At 33.0% G+C, this 16,404-nt stretch carries 16 protein-coding genes; 11 read left to right on the top strand and 5 right to left on the bottom strand.

Features of this window, described 5'->3' with window-relative positions:
• Positions 1 to 211: 211 nt before the first annotated feature.
• From DM444_RS17240 to DM444_RS17260, 5 genes are all read right to left on the bottom strand, one after another.
• Entirely contained in the window at positions 212 to 616 is a 405-nt protein-coding gene (locus DM444_RS17240; protein WP_111288880.1) for a hypothetical protein, read from the bottom strand.
• Between the two features lie 293 nt (positions 617 to 909).
• Positions 910 to 1,758: a hypothetical protein gene (locus DM444_RS17245; RefSeq protein WP_162614991.1), complete on the bottom strand. Its 849-nt coding sequence runs from the start codon at positions 1,756 to 1,758 to the stop codon at positions 910 to 912.
• A 263-nt stretch (positions 1,759 to 2,021) separates the two neighbouring features.
• Positions 2,022 to 3,098, bottom strand: coding sequence for a cytochrome d ubiquinol oxidase subunit II (gene cydB, locus DM444_RS17250; protein WP_111288884.1), 1,077 nt, complete (start codon positions 3,096 to 3,098; stop codon positions 2,022 to 2,024).
• Between the two features lie 2 nt (positions 3,099 to 3,100).
• Entirely contained in the window at positions 3,101 to 4,447 is a 1,347-nt protein-coding gene (locus DM444_RS17255; protein WP_111288886.1) for a cytochrome ubiquinol oxidase subunit I, read from the bottom strand.
• A gap of 324 nt (positions 4,448 to 4,771) precedes the next feature.
• On the bottom strand, positions 4,772 to 5,362 hold the full coding sequence (locus DM444_RS17260; RefSeq protein WP_111288888.1) for an HD domain-containing protein: 591 nt from the start codon (positions 5,360 to 5,362) through the stop codon (positions 4,772 to 4,774).
• A 204-nt stretch (positions 5,363 to 5,566) separates the two neighbouring features.
• Between DM444_RS17260 and DM444_RS17265 the strand changes: the two genes are divergently transcribed.
• From DM444_RS17265 to DM444_RS17315, 11 genes are all read left to right on the top strand, one after another.
• On the top strand, positions 5,567 to 6,982 hold the full coding sequence (locus DM444_RS17265; protein ID WP_111288890.1) for an MBL fold metallo-hydrolase: 1,416 nt from the start codon (positions 5,567 to 5,569) through the stop codon (positions 6,980 to 6,982).
• Positions 6,983 to 7,078: 96 nt separating this feature from the next.
• A complete protein-coding gene (locus tag DM444_RS17270; RefSeq protein WP_111288892.1) occupies positions 7,079 to 7,642 on the top strand; it encodes a YeeE/YedE family protein in 564 nt (187 codons plus the stop codon).
• Positions 7,643 to 7,652: 10 nt separating this feature from the next.
• Positions 7,653 to 8,129 (top strand): DUF6691 family protein, encoded by a 477-nt coding sequence (locus tag DM444_RS17275; RefSeq protein ID WP_111288894.1) that lies wholly within the window; start codon positions 7,653 to 7,655, stop codon positions 8,127 to 8,129.
• A gap of 340 nt (positions 8,130 to 8,469) precedes the next feature.
• Complete coding sequence (locus DM444_RS17280) at positions 8,470 to 10,047, top strand: glycerol-3-phosphate dehydrogenase/oxidase (protein WP_111288896.1); 1,578 nt, start codon at positions 8,470 to 8,472, stop codon at positions 10,045 to 10,047.
• A gap of 289 nt (positions 10,048 to 10,336) precedes the next feature.
• Entirely contained in the window at positions 10,337 to 10,795 is a 459-nt protein-coding gene (locus DM444_RS17285; protein ID WP_111288898.1) for a MarR family winged helix-turn-helix transcriptional regulator, read from the top strand.
• 13 nt (positions 10,796 to 10,808) lie between these two features.
• On the top strand, positions 10,809 to 11,441 hold the full coding sequence (locus DM444_RS17290; protein ID WP_111288900.1) for an NAD(P)H-dependent oxidoreductase: 633 nt from the start codon (positions 10,809 to 10,811) through the stop codon (positions 11,439 to 11,441).
• Between the two features lie 38 nt (positions 11,442 to 11,479).
• A complete protein-coding gene (locus DM444_RS17295) occupies positions 11,480 to 12,046 on the top strand; it encodes a YceI family protein (RefSeq protein ID WP_111288902.1) in 567 nt (188 codons plus the stop codon).
• A 206-nt stretch (positions 12,047 to 12,252) separates the two neighbouring features.
• Positions 12,253 to 13,533: a hypothetical protein gene (locus DM444_RS17300; protein WP_111288904.1), complete on the top strand. Its 1,281-nt coding sequence runs from the start codon at positions 12,253 to 12,255 to the stop codon at positions 13,531 to 13,533.
• Positions 13,534 to 13,831: 298 nt separating this feature from the next.
• Positions 13,832 to 15,232 (top strand): anthranilate synthase component I family protein, encoded by a 1,401-nt coding sequence (locus DM444_RS17305; RefSeq protein WP_111288906.1) that lies wholly within the window; start codon positions 13,832 to 13,834, stop codon positions 15,230 to 15,232.
• Between the two features lie 73 nt (positions 15,233 to 15,305).
• A complete protein-coding gene (locus DM444_RS17310; RefSeq protein ID WP_111288908.1) occupies positions 15,306 to 15,749 on the top strand; it encodes a hypothetical protein in 444 nt (147 codons plus the stop codon).
• An 84-nt stretch (positions 15,750 to 15,833) separates the two neighbouring features.
• A complete protein-coding gene (locus DM444_RS17315; RefSeq protein ID WP_111288910.1) occupies positions 15,834 to 16,400 on the top strand; it encodes an anthranilate synthase component II in 567 nt (188 codons plus the stop codon).
• Positions 16,401 to 16,404 lie beyond the last annotated feature (4 nt).

Here is a 16,404-nt window from a genome sequence, read left to right on the forward strand (position 1 = left end):
GTCATGTATAGTTAAAACAGCCAGCCGTCAAATCTAAACGGCACAACTATACTTATTTTTGGGTATTGATAAAGCTACTTCATAATTGGTAAAATATGACTTAGCGTTTCGTTAATTTTTTCTTTTTCGTAATAAAATAACCATATATCAAAGCTACCATTATGAAAAATACATCATAATGGGAAATATCAAATATAAACATCAATTTTTCTTAAGCGGTTCTTTTTATACTTCTTTCAAACTGAAGATCCAAAAAATGATCAATCTGCTTGCCTACCAGAACGCGATCCTTTGCTTTGATTTTAGTTCTTATCTCGTTTTGATAAATATCTTTTACAAAAACGAAATACACAGATTCTTTAGAATTACTGAATCTGAAAACAATAATAAGTGTATAACACAAAATAGCTGGAATTATATAATACAAATCCATTAAGTTGGAAAATATCATACAGTAATAAGTCACAGCAGTTACGGCAATAAAAGCACCGTTTTCTAGAAAATACTTTTTCTTTTTTTTGAGCAGTCCAATCTCTTTAATTTCATCAAATTGATACTGCCAGTTTTTAGATTTGTAACGGAATCTAACCTTGTCGGAAAAAATTGTTAAGGGCATAAATTTAGTAGGTAAAAATAATTTAAGCTTTTAGTAAAAAATCGTTTTCTAAAAATTCTTTAGGGGGAAAAATTCTTAGGTTCGCAATATTAAGCATTAACTCATTTTTTTTCCTACAATTCAAATTATAGAATATAACCTGTAGTTGTAATTAAATCTTTAGTAAATGATTATGTTTATAAAGTGGGCTTATTCAGGACATTTTATCTTTTAATTCTGTCAAGAATCAAAATAAAAATCCGTTTATTCTAAAGGAGTAAACGGATGTTTTTTTAGCTCTAAAATTAAAAAAGCTAAATATCATGTTTCCATGTTTTAGTTTCTTTATCAAATTCTGCACGAACATAACGTATATATTTGACAGGAACTTTGGTTTCAATATGTCTTTTCACCTCCCAATCAACTTTTTTATATAAAGCTATTGCCTCTATTTCAAACTCGTTTAAGGGACGTTTATTTTTTACGCTAAAACTTTTTAAAAGATTAAAAATAGGATCATAAACAAAATCTGGCTCAGAAAAATTCATGTCTACACTTGTAAAAACCGAAATTAATTTACCTTTCTCATTAATATATAATGCTAGCACTACATATGTCTTTTCATAATCTTTAATTTTTCCTGTTTTAAAAATAGAATCAAGATCTGTTACCGGTTTTGTATAATTAAACTCTGATCTTTCTAAATAACTATCTCCATAGATATAATCTTCCAATTTAAAATCATTGCCTTTGTCAAGGATTTTTTGTGTGTATGCATCAATTCCTATACCCCCAATAAACTGAGAATTAGAGCAAATATTACTAAAATGTAACTTTCCTTCTCTTTCATAAGCAAAAATCAACCATTCCTGATATTGGTATTCTTCGGAATAACAAGAGCTTCCTCTCGCATTTCCTTTTTTATAATTCGATGTAAATGATATTTCTTTCGGGATTTTACCTTTTTTATAGCTTTCAAGCACTTTAAATTTCACAGTATAAGTTGCTGAATCCTTACTAAATGTTTTTTTCTTAATTATCCCCTTAAAAACATATTTTGAAGAGTAAAATTCTAAAATTGTTTTTGGAGTATCACAATCACAAGCGCTACAGTTCAAATACCCAAAGAAGAATATGAAAATGGTTATTATTAAATTTTTCATTTAAAAAAGATTAATCTATTTTTTTTGAATTGCCTCCGGCTTTAGCTGGAGGTAAACAAATGTATACAAAAAAGGCTTTAGCCAAAAAAACGCAAAGTTTGGCTAAAGCCCAATTCAAATTAAAACAAAAACCTCCAGTTAAAACTGGAGGCAATTGATTTACATTGATATTAAAATTTGTGTAATTTATAGCTATAAAATCCAACAATAGGAATTCAATTATGTCAAAATAAAAATTCGTGAATTCGTGGCAAACAAAAAACTCAATGCTCCCCATACCCAATATCATCCATTTTCCCGCTGAAAACACGATATTGAATAATAAAATAAATAATTACGAGAAACAAAGCGATAAAAAACCAACTCAAACCGGCATTTAATCCGTATTCGTGAGCAGCGGTATTATAAATCGTTAATGACGGATTCACTTTATTGGTTGATGGCAAAACATTCGGAAAAATTGAAACTGCTGTAGAAGCAAATCCGCCAACTAAAAACAAAGTCGAAAATAGAAATCCGTGACCATCTTTTTTGAAGGAACGCACTTTGAATAATCCCAGAATTCCAACAAAAGTCAAAATTGGAAAAAACCAAAGAATCGGATTTTCAACAAAATTATGAAACGGTTTAGGTTCAATAAAATGCCATACTTGCAACGAAATACAAACCAAAATCAACAAAACAATATTCAAAGCAAAAACAACTTTTTTCAATTTCGGATTTAAAGCAGAATTCGTTTTATAAATAATCCAGTTTGCACCGTGAATCGTCAAAGCGACAACACTCACAATTCCTAAGAAAAGTGTAAACCAGTCAATAATTCCCAATTCATTTGCTTGCGGACTAAAAGTTGGATTCCATAAAGGCAAAAAGAAATAATGCGCTTCCTGCGTAGAAACTCCATTTTGAACCATTCCAAGATTAACACCGCGAACGATATTTCCCAAAGCAATTCCGAAGAAAAGAGCCAAAAGCAAACTTGCAATTCCGAAAGCTTTATCCCAAATACTTTCCCACATATGATTGTGTACTTGTCCGCGCATTTCTAATCCGATGGCGCGGAAAATCAAAAGCCATAAAATCATAATTAGGGGCAGATAAAAACCGCTGAAAGATGAAGCATATAAAGTCGGAAAAGCAAAAAACAAAACGCCTCCCGCCGCAATCAGCCATACTTCATTGGCATCCCAAAACGGACCAATAGCATTGGTAATCGCCTTTTTATCTTTTTCTGTATCAGCAAAAAATAAATGAATAATTCCTGCACCAAAATCGTAACCGTCCAAAACCAGATAAACGGCCAGAATTCCCATTAAAACTACGTACCAAAAAAATTCCATACTTATATTTTTTCTGTTGAAAGTTCCACATTATGAGGACCTTTATTGATAATTTTTCCAACTAAAAGTAAAAACAACATTCCTAGTAAAAGGTATAAACCGATAAAACCAAGCAATGTAAACAAGGTATTTCCAGAAGAAACTGTTGGTGAAGCACCCGATGCTGTTCGTAATAAATTGTAAACCAACCAAGGCTGTCTTCCTAATTCGGCCGTATACCAGCCTGTTGTGTTGGCGATATAAGGAAACGGCATCATGAACATGAGTGACCACAAAAGCCATTTAGTTTCAAATAATTTTCCTCTTATTAATTGAAAAAGAGAAAATACCATTAATCCAATAAAAACAGTTCCTAATCCAACCATTATATGATAGGCATAATACAGTCCTGAAATATTGGTTGGATGCAAATCTTCTTCAAACTGATCTAAACCTTTTATTTCCTGATTCCAGTTTCCGTAAGTCAAGAAACTTAGAATATTAGGAACGGCGATTTTATTATCCAATTTTTTGTCTTTGACATCAGGCTGACCAATTAAGACAATTTCAGAACCTTTTTTCTCAGTATGAAAAATTCCTTCCATTCCTGCAAAAGTTACGGGCTGATATTTCACAACATTTTTAGCCAATAAATCTCCTGTTGGAACAGCAACAAAAATGCTCGAAATCAATCCGAAAATAACTCCTGTTTTTAAGAACAATTTCCCGAAAGAAACATTCTTTTTACTCAAAATATAAAAAGCTCCAATTCCGGCAACAACAAAAGAACTCGTTACCAACGAAGCAGCTTGATTATGCAAATAAGACGGCCATAGCCACGGATTTAAAAATAAAGCTTGAAAATTATTCAATACAAATTTTCCGTTTTCCAAGATTTCGTAACCAACTGGATTCTGCATCCACGAATGTGTGGCGATGATTAAAAATCCGCTGGCCCAAGAACCAATCATGATTAATAATCCGGTAACAAAATGCCATTTATGTCCGAGAAGTTTTTCTCCAAATAAAAATATTCCTAGAAAAGAAGATTCAAGAAAGAAAGAAAACATTCCTTCCATTGCCAATGTCTGCCCGATAATTCCTCCTGTTAATTCGGAGAATTTAGCCCAATTGGTTCCAAATTGAAACTCCATCGGAATTCCTGTTACAACGCCCATTGCAAAATTGAGGGCGAAGATTTTCATCCAGAAATGGGTGGCGTGATTGTATTGTTCGTCTTTAGTTTTTAAGTATTTCCACTTGAAGTACACAATGATCAACGAAAGACCCATTGTAAGTTGCGGAAAAAGATAATGAAAAGTAATCGTGAAGGCAAATTGCATTCGATCATAAAAGAGCATTTCTTCCATAATGGTATTTGTTTATGAAGTTCCACAAATTTAACCATTACAACCCGAATTAACGTCCTTTAAAAAAAGTTTATCTCCTGATATTTGTTAAACTTTTCAACAATTTAAAGGGTAGAAATGACACTTGTCATTTTTTGAGTTAGGTACAGTTTGTTATTTCGATCCCGAGGCTTCGGGATCAAAATGACAAGATTGCGTTTAGATTTTCGTGCGTAACATAGCCCGTGGTTTCAACCACGGGAACGCAATGCATGTCCGATACGTTTCCTGCGATTGAAACCGCAGGCTAGCTATGTTTGATTTCGATTGCGTGGTTATTATTGATTATTTTTCTAAAATCCCTTTTTCAACACTTTCATTAATCAAACCTTCGGCATAATTCCATAAAGATTCTGAACCATTTTTAATGATACTTTTCTTTTCGTAAACTTTATCGTATTTCACTCCAAACTCCTTCCAAGTTCCACCGTTGTTTGATGTGTTCTGCAATAAAGGTTCTAATCTATCCATAGATCTTGCAAATTTGGCTTCATTGGTTTCTCCAGCTTCAAATTCTTCCCAAATGGAAATAAATTCTTCTGCTTGTTTTTTTGGAAGCAAACCAAAAATTCTATTTGCGGCTAAACGTTCTTCGTCTGTATTATCATGACTTTTTACGGTATCATAAATAAAAACGTCACCAGCATCAATTTCGACTATATCGTGTATCAAAACCATTTTTACTACTTTTAAGACATCGATAGGTTCGTTTGAATATTCTGCCAGAACAATTGCCATTAAAGCCAAATGCCAACTGTGTTCTGCATCATTTTCGCATCTATCACTGTTGAATAATTTTGTTTTGCGCTGAATGTATTTTACTTTATCAATTTCTTTTATAAAAGCAATTTGATCTATTAAGTCCTGTGTATTCATTTTCTTTTTTGTTTTGAAATGACATTCGTCATATACAAAATTAAAGCTTAAAGCGTAATTGCTCAACTTAAAATTAATTTATCTCAATCGATTATGACAAACAGCACATTTTTTTATACAAAAACCTAATTTCTGTAACATTAGTCACCTATTTTTTTAAAAAACAAAGTTACCTTTGTAACCCATCATTTTACAATACCTATCATGAAAATAGAACAAATTTACACCGGATGCCTTGCTCAAGGTGCATATTATATCACTTCAAATGGTGAAGCGGCCATTATTGATCCGCTTAGAGAAATTCAGCCTTATCTGGATCGTTTAGAGCGTGATGGAGTAACGCTGAAATATATTTTTGAAACGCATTTCCACGCTGATTTCGTTTCTGGACACGTTGATTTGAGCAAAGAAACTGGAGCGCCAATCGTTTACGGACCAAATGCTGCTTGCGAATTTGACTGCATTTCTGCGAAAGACGGACAGGAATTTAAAATCGGAAAAGTGACAATTAAAGTTTTGCACACTCCTGGACATACTATGGAAAGTGCTACTTTTTTATTAATTGATGAAAACGGAAAAGATCACGCCATTTTCTCTGGTGACACTTTATTTATTGGTGATGTTGGTCGTCCTGATTTAGCTCAAAAAGCAGCTGGAATGACTCAAGATCAATTGGCTGGAATTTTATTTCATTCGTTAAGAGATAAAATTATGACTTTGGCTGATGACGTTATTGTTTATCCAGCGCACGGTGCAGGAAGCGCTTGCGGAAAAAACATGAGCAAAGAAACCGTTTCGACTATCGGGAATCAAAAAGCAACAAATTACGCTTTGCGTGCCAATATGACCGAAGAAGAATTCATCAAAGAAGTAACTGACGGTTTGTTGCCTCCCCCAGCCTATTTCAGTATGAACGTTGCAATGAACAAACAAGGTTACGAAAGTTTTGAAACTGTTTTACACAACGGTATGAAAGCTATAAACGCAAAAGAATTTGAAGCCGTTGCAGAAGAAACGGGAGCTTTAATTTTGGATACAAGAAGCGCAGCAGATTTCAGCAAAGGATTTATTCCGCAATCTATCAATATCGGAATCAACGGTGATTTTGCTCCATGGGTTGGAACTTTAATTGCCAACGTAAAACAGCCAATTATTTTGGTTACTACTACTGGCATGGAAGAAGAAACCGTAACTCGTTTAAGCCGTGTTGGTTTTGATACGATTATCGGACATTTGGAAGGCGGTTTTGAAGCTTGGCAAAATGCAGGTTTCGAAATTGATACTGTTAACAGAATTACTGCAGAACAATTTGCAAATGAGTTTAAATTTGGAGAAGATAAAGTTGTAGATATCCGAAAAGAAACAGAATACGCAGCAGAACATATTGATGACGCTTACAGCAAACCTTTGGCTTATATCAATGACTGGGTAAAAGATATTAATCCAAATGAGCATTTTTATTTGCATTGCGCGGGCGGTTACAGAAGTATGATTGCCGCTTCTATCCTTCAAGCAAGAGGTTTCAGAAATTTCTCTGAAGTTGAAGGCGGTTTTGGAGCGATTTCTAAAACAAATATCCCAAAATCAGATTTTGTTTGTCAAAGTAAAGTATTAAAATAATTTAAAGATGCTAAGCTACTAAGGTTCTAAGGTTCTAAGATTTTCAACCTTAAACTTAGTACCTTAGAATCTTAGCAACTTAGAACCTCAGAAAATATGTTAGAAATCATTAAAGAACCTTGGCCTTGGTATGTTGCAGGCCCTTTGATTGGATTAACAGTTCCAATTTTATTAATTATCGGGAATAAATCTTTCGGAATTAGTTCTTCATTGCGTCATATTTGCGCGGCTTGTATTCCAGCGAATATTTCGTTTTTTAAATACGACTGGAAAAAAGAAAGCTGGAATTTATTCTTTGTTCTTGGAATATTTTTCGGTGGTTTTATTGCAGCTCACTTTTTATCAAATCCAAATCCGGTGGAAATTGCTCCTGAATTATCGGAGAAATTAGCCACTTACGGAATCACAGATCATACAGGTTTAGTTCCTGTACAGTTATTTTCTTGGGAAAGCTTATTAACTCTTCGTGGATTCATTATGATTGTTGTCGGCGGATTTTTAGTTGGCTTCGGAACTCGTTACGCTGGCGGTTGCACAAGCGGACACGCGATTATGGGATTATCAAACTTACAATGGCCTTCATTAGTAGCGACAATCTGCTTTATGATTGGCGGTTTTGTAATGGCGCTTTTGATTTTACCTTATATTCTTTCACTTTAAAATTTCAAAAATGAGTTTAGAAAATAAAAATATAGACGGCGAAGGAATCAACGCAAGCCAGAAAAAAGAAAACACATTCGCAAACCTAAAATACTTAATCGTTGGGATCTTTTTCGGAATTGTATTCGTAAAAGCAGAAATCATCAGTTGGTTTCGTATTCAGGAAATGTTTAATCTTGAATCGTTTCATATGTATGGCGTAATTGGATGCGCTGTTGCTGTTGGATTAATTTCAGTTCAGTTGATTAAAAAATTTAATATCAAAACTCTTGATGGCGAAAAAATCGAAATCCAGCCAAAGACTTTCAACAAAGGACAAATCTATGGCGGATTGTTATTCGGTTTCGGATGGGCAATTACTGGAGCTTGTCCAGGTCCGCTTTTTGCTCAAATCGGTACGGGTGCAACTGTAATTGTTGTGACTTTAGTAAGTGCAATTGCTGGAACTTGGGTTTATGGTTTGATTAAGGATAAACTGCCACATTAAAATTTGTTTCAAGTTTTATTTGTTTCAGGTTTCAAGTTGGAAAACGTAACAAACCCGACAGGTTAAAAAAACTGTCGGGTTTTGTATTTTAAGAACCTATTCATTCCGTAGGAGTGTCTGGTTGGTAGAAATTAAATTTGAATTCCGTCTACACGTTCCGTAGGAACGTTTGATTAATGATTGAATATATCATTTTATAAAAAACAAGTGTCCCTACAGGACACGACGCAAAACGATATTATCTTTTTTCTACCAACGAGATATTCCTACGGAATATTTCTTCATCAATTTTTAATTTCATTTCGTTAAGTTTGCTTTCAACAAAAAGTCCCGTAAATATATGAACCGCCCAGAGCAATTAACCAAACTACAAAATACCGAAAATTGGGACGTAATAATTATAGGCGGTGGAGCAAGTGGACTCGGAACTGCAATTGATGCAGCAAGTCGTGGCTACAAAACCGTTTTATTTGAAGCTGTAGATTTTGCAAAAGGAACTTCGAGCCGAAGCACTAAATTGGTTCATGGCGGAGTGCGCTATTTGGCACAAGGTGATGTTCATTTAGTTAGAGAAGCTTTAAAGGAAAGAGGATTATTAGCTCAAAATGCAAATCATTTGGTAAAAAATCAATCTTTCGTTATTCCAAATTATCATTGGTTTAGTGGCTATTTTTATACAATCGGATTAAAAATTTACGATTTATTGTCGGGCTGTCTTAGTTTAGGAAGTTCTCAATATCTTTCGAAAAAGAAAACTATTGAAATGCTCCCAAACGTAGAAGAAAACGGGTTGGTAAATGGCGTTATTTATCACGACGGACAATTTGATGATTCGCGTTTAGCAATTAATCTTGCTCAAACTGCCGTAGAAAACGGAGCTTGTGTTTTGAATTATGTAAAAGTTGTCAATTTGCTAAAAGACGACAAAAATCAAGTTATTGGTGTTCAGGTTCAAGATCAAGAAAACGGAATTAAATATGATGTAAAAGGTTCAGCTATAATAAATGCGACTGGAGTTTTTACAAATGCAATCATGAAATTGAATGATAACGTTTATAAAAAATACATTGTTCCAAGTCAGGGAATTCATTTGGTGTTTGATAAATCTTTTCTTCCAGGTGAAAATGCTTTAATGATTCCTAAAACAAAAGACGGCAGAGTTTTATTTGCTGTTCCGTGGCACAATCGAATTGTGGTTGGAACAACTGATACTTTAATTAAAAAACAAAGTTTAGAGCCTATTGCATTAGAAAGCGAAATTCAGTTTGTTCTCGAAACAGCGCAACGTTTCTTGACAAAAAAACCAACAAGAGCAGATGTACTTTCTGTTTTTGCAGGATTGCGTCCGTTGGCAGCGCCAAAGGAAGAAGGAAAAAGCACCAAAGAAGTTTCTAGAAGCCATAAAATTATAGTTTCAGAAACAGGGCTAATTACTATTACTGGCGGAAAATGGACAACGTACCGAAAAATTGCTCAAGATATTATTGACAAAGCTATCAAAACTGGAAAATTGCCTCAGAAAGAATGTCGCACAGAACATCTTCCCATTCATGGAAATAAATCTACAAATTCTTTAGATAGAGAAAATCACCTTTATATATATGGTTCGGATATTCCGAAAATAATTGAGTTACAAGAAAGCGAACCTGAATTAAAAGAAAAACTTCATCCTGATCATGAATTTACAATGGCAGAAGTCGTTTGGGCTATTCGTTACGAAATGGCCAGAACTGTAGATGATATCTTAGCGAGAAGAGTTCGTTTATTGTTCTTAGATGCGAGAGCTGCAATTGAAGTTTCGGAGAAAACAGCAAGGGTAATTGCTAAAGAATTAGAACACGATGAAGCTTGGATTAACACAGAAATTGCAAATTTCAGACAAATTGCAAACGGATTTCTTCTCTCAGAATTCCAATAAATAGTAAATTCAGACGATTTTGAGTAATTTTTATTTTGAAATCATCTTACAAAAAGCCATTTAAAAAATATTGCAGATCAAAATTACTTTTTGAGTTTAAAAAATCATTAATTCACAATATATCAGAACGTTATATTGAAAAATTATTTTAATTTTAGTATCAAGAAACTACCCTTTTAGTTCTTGCTAAAAGCGCAATTAAACATATTAACAAATAATTAACACAACATTTGTATATACAACTATTAAAAGTTCTACATTTGTATATACAAATTATACACTTACGACTATGACAATTGAAGAAGTTATTAAGAGTACGGTTAAGATGGATAATGCGAAAAAAGTTATTCTGAATATCATGTACACGCAGAATGTGATTCAGGATCATTTCAACGAGTTAATCAAACCGTATGATTTGTCTGGAGAACAATATAATGTGTTACGTATATTAAGAGGACAAAAAGGAAAGCCTGCTAATATGTGCGTGATACAAGAGCGAATGCTTGCCAAAACAAGCAACACAACGCGATTGGTAGACAAATTATTATTAAAGGATTTTGTAACCCGAAATGTCTGTCCAGATAATCGTCGAAAAATTGAAGTTTCGATTACAGAAAAAGGTTTGGACGTTTTAAAAGAATTAGATCCGAAAGTAGATGAGCATGAGCAGACATTTGCAAACAATTTAAAACCAGAAGAATTAGTTTTCTTAAATCAATTATTAGAAAAATATAGAACCAACAAATAAAATAATACAAACTATGAGCAATTTCTTAGAAAATCAAAATTGGAGATACGCAACTAAACAGTTTGATGCTTCAAAAAAGATATCAGATGCTGATTTAAATACATTAAAAGAAGCTGTTAGATTAAGTGCTTCTTCATACGGATTACAACCTTATAAAGTTATTCTTGTTGAAAATCCAGAATTAAGAGAAAAATTAAAAGGGGCAGCTTGGGGACAAACTCAAATTACAGATGCTTCTCACCTATTCATTTTTGCAAATGATTTAAACCTTGATGCAGGTTCTGTAGACAAATACATCAACAATATTAGCGAAGTTAGAGGTGTTCCTGCAGAAGCTTTAGGCGGATTTAGCGACATGATGAAAAATGTAATCGCTAATTTATCAGAAGATGCAAAACATATCTGGACAGCAAAACAAACTTATTTAGCTTTAGGAAACTTACTTAATGCAGCTGCTGAATTAAAAATTGATGCAACTCCAATGGAAGGTTTCAATGCAGCTCAATTCAACGAAATTTTAGGTTTTGACAAATTAGGTTTAAATGCTTCAGTAATCGCAACTGTTGGTTACAGACATGATGACGACAAATCTCAACACCAGAAAAAAGTTAGAAAATCACACGAAGAATTATTTATCACTCTATAATTATTTATTAATCAAATTCAAATTTTAATTTTAACAACATGAAAAATTTAAAAACAATTGCAATAGCATTATTCGTAGCAGCAGCTGGAATTTCAGTAAACGCTCAAACTAAAAAAATCGACGTAAAAGCATCTACTATTAAATGGGTAGGTAAAAAAGTAACTGGAGAGCACTCTGGAACTGTAAACTTCAAAGACGGTGCAGTAGTTTTCAAAGGAAAAAAATTAGTTGGTGGTAGCTTCACAGTTGACATGACTTCATTAACTTCTACAGATTTAACTGGAGAATACCAAGGAAAATTAAACGGTCACTTAAAAGCTGACGATTTCTTCGGAACTGACAAATTCCCAACTTCAAAATTAGTTTTCAAAACTATCGGTGCAAAATCTACTGACGTTTACACTGTAACTGCAGATTTAACTATCAAAGGAATCACTAAACCAGTAACTTTTGATATCACTGTAAATGGAAACACTGCTACAACTGCTTTCAAAGTTGACAGAACTAAATACGATATTAAATACGGTTCAGGTAGTTTCTTCGAAGGTTTAGGAGACAAAACTATCAGTGACGAATTTGAATTAGCAGTAGCTTTAAAATTCTAATATTTCAAGCTTACTAGTTCGTAAATATTACAAACCCCAGCAGTTCAAACTGTTGGGGTTTATTTTTTTTTTAAACTTTTCACAACCTTAACGTTCTTAATAGTATAATAACGCTTTCGTAATAAGTATCAGAGCTTTGATTAACATACGGCTTCTAATTTTGGGACAATTAAAAAAATCAAAAACTAGAAATTAAAATTATAGTTATGAAAACAAAATTACGTATTGCATGTATAAGTCTAATTACCAGCTTTTTCGTACAAGCTCAACAACAGCCAAAAGGAATAATTGGAACTTCAAATTGGATGAATAACTGGACGAGCTTTAAACCTGCTGCTAATGACTATGGCGAAGCAACCAATATAATTGCCGGAACAATTGATAAAGATATGCGATTAGTAAAACGTAATGTTTATCATTTAGTTGGTGTTGTGTACGTTACAAATAATGCAACTTTAACGATCGAGCCGGGAACTGTAATACGAGGTGATGATAAAACCTGCGGAACTCTTGTAATCACAAATGGTTCAAAAATTGTAGCAGAAGGATTAGAAACTGATCCAATTATTTTTACTTCTGAAAACGAAATAAACAACAGAAAACCAGGCGACTGGGGTGGAATTATTGTTTTAGGAAAAGCTCCAATAAACACTTTAGGAGGTATTCACACTTTACCTTTCGATTTAGATCCAAACTTAAATCATTACGGAGGTCAGGATCCTGAAGATAATTCAGGAATTTTAAAATATGTTAGAATCGAGTATGCTGGAAGAAAACTAAGTGCTTCTAAAGAACTTAATGGCCTTTCTCTTGCTGGTGTTGGAAGAAAAACAATTGTAAGCAATGTCCAAATTAGCTTTTCTAATGATGATTCTTTCGAATGTTATGGTGGAGATTTGAATTTGACTAATTTGATTTCATTTAGAACAACAGATGATGATTTTGATTTCACGCAAGGTGCTCAAATTAACATCAGTAATAGTATCGCAATTCGCCACCCATTCTCTTCAGATATTTCGGGTTCAAGATGTTTTGAGGTAGATTCATACGAAAAAGTTGCAAACACAGATATGACTAAAAAGATGACTAAAATCAATGCAAGCAATATTACTTTGGTTAATCTAGAAGAAAACAATCAAGGCTTGGTAAGAGAATCTGCTTATATTAGAGAAAATACTTTTTTTAATCTAACAAATAGTGTCGTTTCTGGATTTGCTCCTTTTGTTTTATTGGAAGGAAATATTGGAAATGGAGAAGCTAATTTGTCAAAGATTAGTTTTAAAAATGTTATAGCAAACAATTGTACTGGAGAAATCGAAAGCGAATCTGGAAGTAATATTCCTGGTATAAAAAGTTATTATGGTAACCCAGCTTATGGAATAGAATATACTAAACTGAAACTTATTGAATTATTTGCGCTTCCAAACATCAAAGGAAATCCAGATTTTAGATTAAGCGTAAATAACACGGTAGCAAGTGGAAACTAAAGAGTTATTGAAGTAAATTCAAATAAAATTTAACAAATTTTACAGATTCGAAAAGTTTTTTTTCAAATTTTATATACTTCAATTCAAATTACATTTATATCTTTGTCACAACAAAAACAGATATGAGAACAATATTAAACAATACTTGGTGGTGGAACAATTTACGTCAGACGTCGTGAACAAAGCTTCCTATGGTATTGTAAAAACTATAAATTAAAAAGGCTTGTCATCACGACAAGCCTTTTTTTTTGGTCCAATTTTAAACGAAAAACAACTAACGAATTAAAAACTATATATTTTGAAACCTTTTATTCTTAATACACATTACAAACAAATTCTGGCAGACACAGTTACGCCAGTGAGTATTTATTTCAAAATCAGAGATAAATTCCCAAATAGTTTATTACTAGAAAGTAGTGATTATCACGGAAATGACAACAGTTTCTCTTACATCTGCTGCAATCCAATTGCTACTATTAAAATTGAAAATGAAGTTATCTCTAAAACTTTTCCAGACGGAACTTCAGAAAAAATCAATATCGATTCTTCGACAAATATTCCTCAGGTAATTCAGGAATTTTCAAGCCAATTCAAATCAGAAAAAAACGATTTTAAATTCATCAATAACGGTTTATTCGGATACATTTCTTATGATGCAGTTCGTTATTTCGAAAAAGTTTCGATTGCTAAAAAAGACAACGCAACTTCGATTCCAGATGTTTTTTATGCTGTTTATCAAAACATTATTGCAATTAATCATTTTAAAAACGAAGCTTATATTTTCTGCCATAGTCTTGACGGAAAAAATAATATTTCAGAAATCGAGCAATTATTGCAATCTAGAAATATAGCTTCATATAAATTTTCTAAAGAAGGCGAAGGTTTCTCTAATTTAACCGATGAGGAATTTAAAGCAAATGTGGCTTTAGCCAAAAAACATTGTTACCGTGGAGATGTTTTCCAATTGGTTCTTTCTCGCCGATTTACTCAAGGTTTCAAAGGAGACGAATTCAATGTTTATAGAGCTTTAAGAAGCATCAACCCTTCTCCATATTTATTCTTTTTTGATTATGGAGATTTCAAAATATTTGGTTCTTCGCCAGAAGCACAAATTATCGTAAAAGATAGAAAAGCTGAAATTCATCCAATTGCGGGAACTTTCAAAAGAACAGGAAATGATGAACGCGACGCGCTTTTAGCTAAAGAACTTTCTGAAGACAAAAAAGAAAACAGTGAACACGTTATGCTTGTTGATTTGGCAAGAAACGATTTAAGCAGAAATGGTCACGATGTTAATGTAGAAAAATATAGAGAAGTTCAGTTTTTCTCTCATGTAATTCACTTAGTTTCAAAAGTTACCGGACATTTACACGAAAAAGCAACTACGATGCAAGTTGTAGCAGATACTTTCCCTGCAGGAACTTTGAGTGGTGCACCAAAACATAGAGCAATGCAATTAATTGAAGATTGCGAAAAAACAAATCGTAATTTTTACGGAGGCGCAATTGGAGTTATGGATTTTGACGGAAACTTTAATCACGCGATTATGATTCGAACTTTCCTTTCTAAAAATCACCAATTGCACTGTCAAGCAGGAGCCGGAATTGTAGCAAGTTCTGACGAAGAAAGCGAAATGCAGGAAGTTTATAATAAGTTAAGAGCTTTGAATACAGCGCTAGAAATGGCAGAACAAATTTAGTTTCAAGTTGTTGGAACGTGAAACGTGAAACCTTAAACAATTAAAAAACAAACCATAAAAACAACCACAAAATATGAAAAAAGCAGTATTAATTTTAGTTTTAATCATTATTATGACTTCTTGTAATTCAGAGAAAAAGCAGAATCCAATTGAAGGAACCTGGCGTCTTATATCAGCTGAAACCACTGAAAAAGATTCGACCTTTTCAACTTTCAATAGAAAAACAAAAATGATTAAAATTATAAACGATACACACTTTGCTTTTTTTAATCATGATTTAAAAAACGGAAAAGATTCAACAACAGCATTGTTCTTTGGCGGAGGCGGAAAATATACTTTGAAAGACAGTATTTACACAGAAAATTTAGAGTATTTCAACAACCGCGATTGGGAAGAGAACAAATTTGAATTTGTAGTGAAAGTTCAAAACGACACTTTAATTCAAAAAGGAATAGAAAAAGTAGAAAAATTAGGAATAGATCGAATTATTATTGAAAAATACGTTCGAGAGAAATAATAAAAAATTAGTTGCCAGTCTCAGTCTCAGTTTTCAGTAAAGACTTAAAGCCTTAGAATCTTAGCAACTTAGCACCTTAAAAAAATGAAAAAGATTTTAGTTATAGACAATTACGATAGTTTCACTTACAATTTAGTGCACTATCTAGAAGATTTAAACTGCGAAGTTACTGTTTACAGAAACGACGAATTTGATATTGATGAAATTGCATCTTTCGAGAAAATTTTACTTTCGCCAGGACCAGGAATTCCAGATGAAGCAGGTTTATTAAAAGCAGTAATCGAAAAATACAGCCCAACGAAAAGTATTCTTGGAGTTTGTTTAGGACAACAAGCAATTGGAGAAGTTTTTGGAGGAACGCTTTCAAACCTTGATAAAGTCTATCACGGCGTTGCAACAAATGTAAAAACAGTAGTTTCGGATGAAATTTTGTTTGAAGGTTTAGGAAACGAATTTGAAGTTGGAAGATACCATTCTTGGGTTGTAGACAGTAATTTACCAGAAGATTTAGAAGCAACTTCTGTTGACGAAAATGGTCAAATTATGTCTTTAAGACACAAAAGTTATGATGTGAGAGGCGTTCAGTTCCACCCCGAAAGTGTATTAACACCAAATGGCAAAAGGATTTTAGAGAATTGGATTAAAAGTTAATTTT

This window comes from Flavobacterium ginsenosidimutans (genome assembly GCF_003254625.1).
Classification (GTDB): domain Bacteria; phylum Bacteroidota; class Bacteroidia; order Flavobacteriales; family Flavobacteriaceae; genus Flavobacterium; species Flavobacterium ginsenosidimutans.

Excerpts from the sequence above, each read along its gene's own strand:
- DM444_RS17240 (WP_111288880.1), bottom strand. The coding sequence starts at position 616 with ATGCCCTTAACAATTTTTTCCGACAAGGTTAGATTCCGTTACAAATCT.
- DM444_RS17245 (WP_162614991.1), bottom strand. The coding sequence starts at position 1,758 with ATGAAAAATTTAATAATAACCATTTTCATATTCTTCTTTGGGTATTTG.
- cydB (WP_111288884.1), bottom strand. The coding sequence starts at position 3,098 with ATGGAATTTTTTTGGTACGTAGTTTTAATGGGAATTCTGGCCGTTTAT.
- DM444_RS17255 (WP_111288886.1), bottom strand. The coding sequence starts at position 4,447 with ATGGAAGAAATGCTCTTTTATGATCGAATGCAATTTGCCTTCACGATT.
- DM444_RS17260 (WP_111288888.1), bottom strand. The coding sequence starts at position 5,362 with ATGAATACACAGGACTTAATAGATCAAATTGCTTTTATAAAAGAAATT.
- DM444_RS17265 (WP_111288890.1), top strand. The coding sequence starts at position 5,567 with ATGAAAATAGAACAAATTTACACCGGATGCCTTGCTCAAGGTGCATAT.
- DM444_RS17270 (WP_111288892.1), top strand. The coding sequence starts at position 7,079 with ATGTTAGAAATCATTAAAGAACCTTGGCCTTGGTATGTTGCAGGCCCT.
- DM444_RS17275 (WP_111288894.1), top strand. The coding sequence starts at position 7,653 with ATGAGTTTAGAAAATAAAAATATAGACGGCGAAGGAATCAACGCAAGC.
- DM444_RS17280 (WP_111288896.1), top strand. The coding sequence starts at position 8,470 with ATGAACCGCCCAGAGCAATTAACCAAACTACAAAATACCGAAAATTGG.
- DM444_RS17285 (WP_111288898.1), top strand. The coding sequence starts at position 10,337 with ATGACAATTGAAGAAGTTATTAAGAGTACGGTTAAGATGGATAATGCG.
- DM444_RS17290 (WP_111288900.1), top strand. The coding sequence starts at position 10,809 with ATGAGCAATTTCTTAGAAAATCAAAATTGGAGATACGCAACTAAACAG.
- DM444_RS17295 (WP_111288902.1), top strand. The coding sequence starts at position 11,480 with ATGAAAAATTTAAAAACAATTGCAATAGCATTATTCGTAGCAGCAGCT.
- DM444_RS17300 (WP_111288904.1), top strand. The coding sequence starts at position 12,253 with ATGAAAACAAAATTACGTATTGCATGTATAAGTCTAATTACCAGCTTT.
- DM444_RS17310 (WP_111288908.1), top strand. The coding sequence starts at position 15,306 with ATGAAAAAAGCAGTATTAATTTTAGTTTTAATCATTATTATGACTTCT.
- DM444_RS17315 (WP_111288910.1), top strand. The coding sequence starts at position 15,834 with ATGAAAAAGATTTTAGTTATAGACAATTACGATAGTTTCACTTACAAT.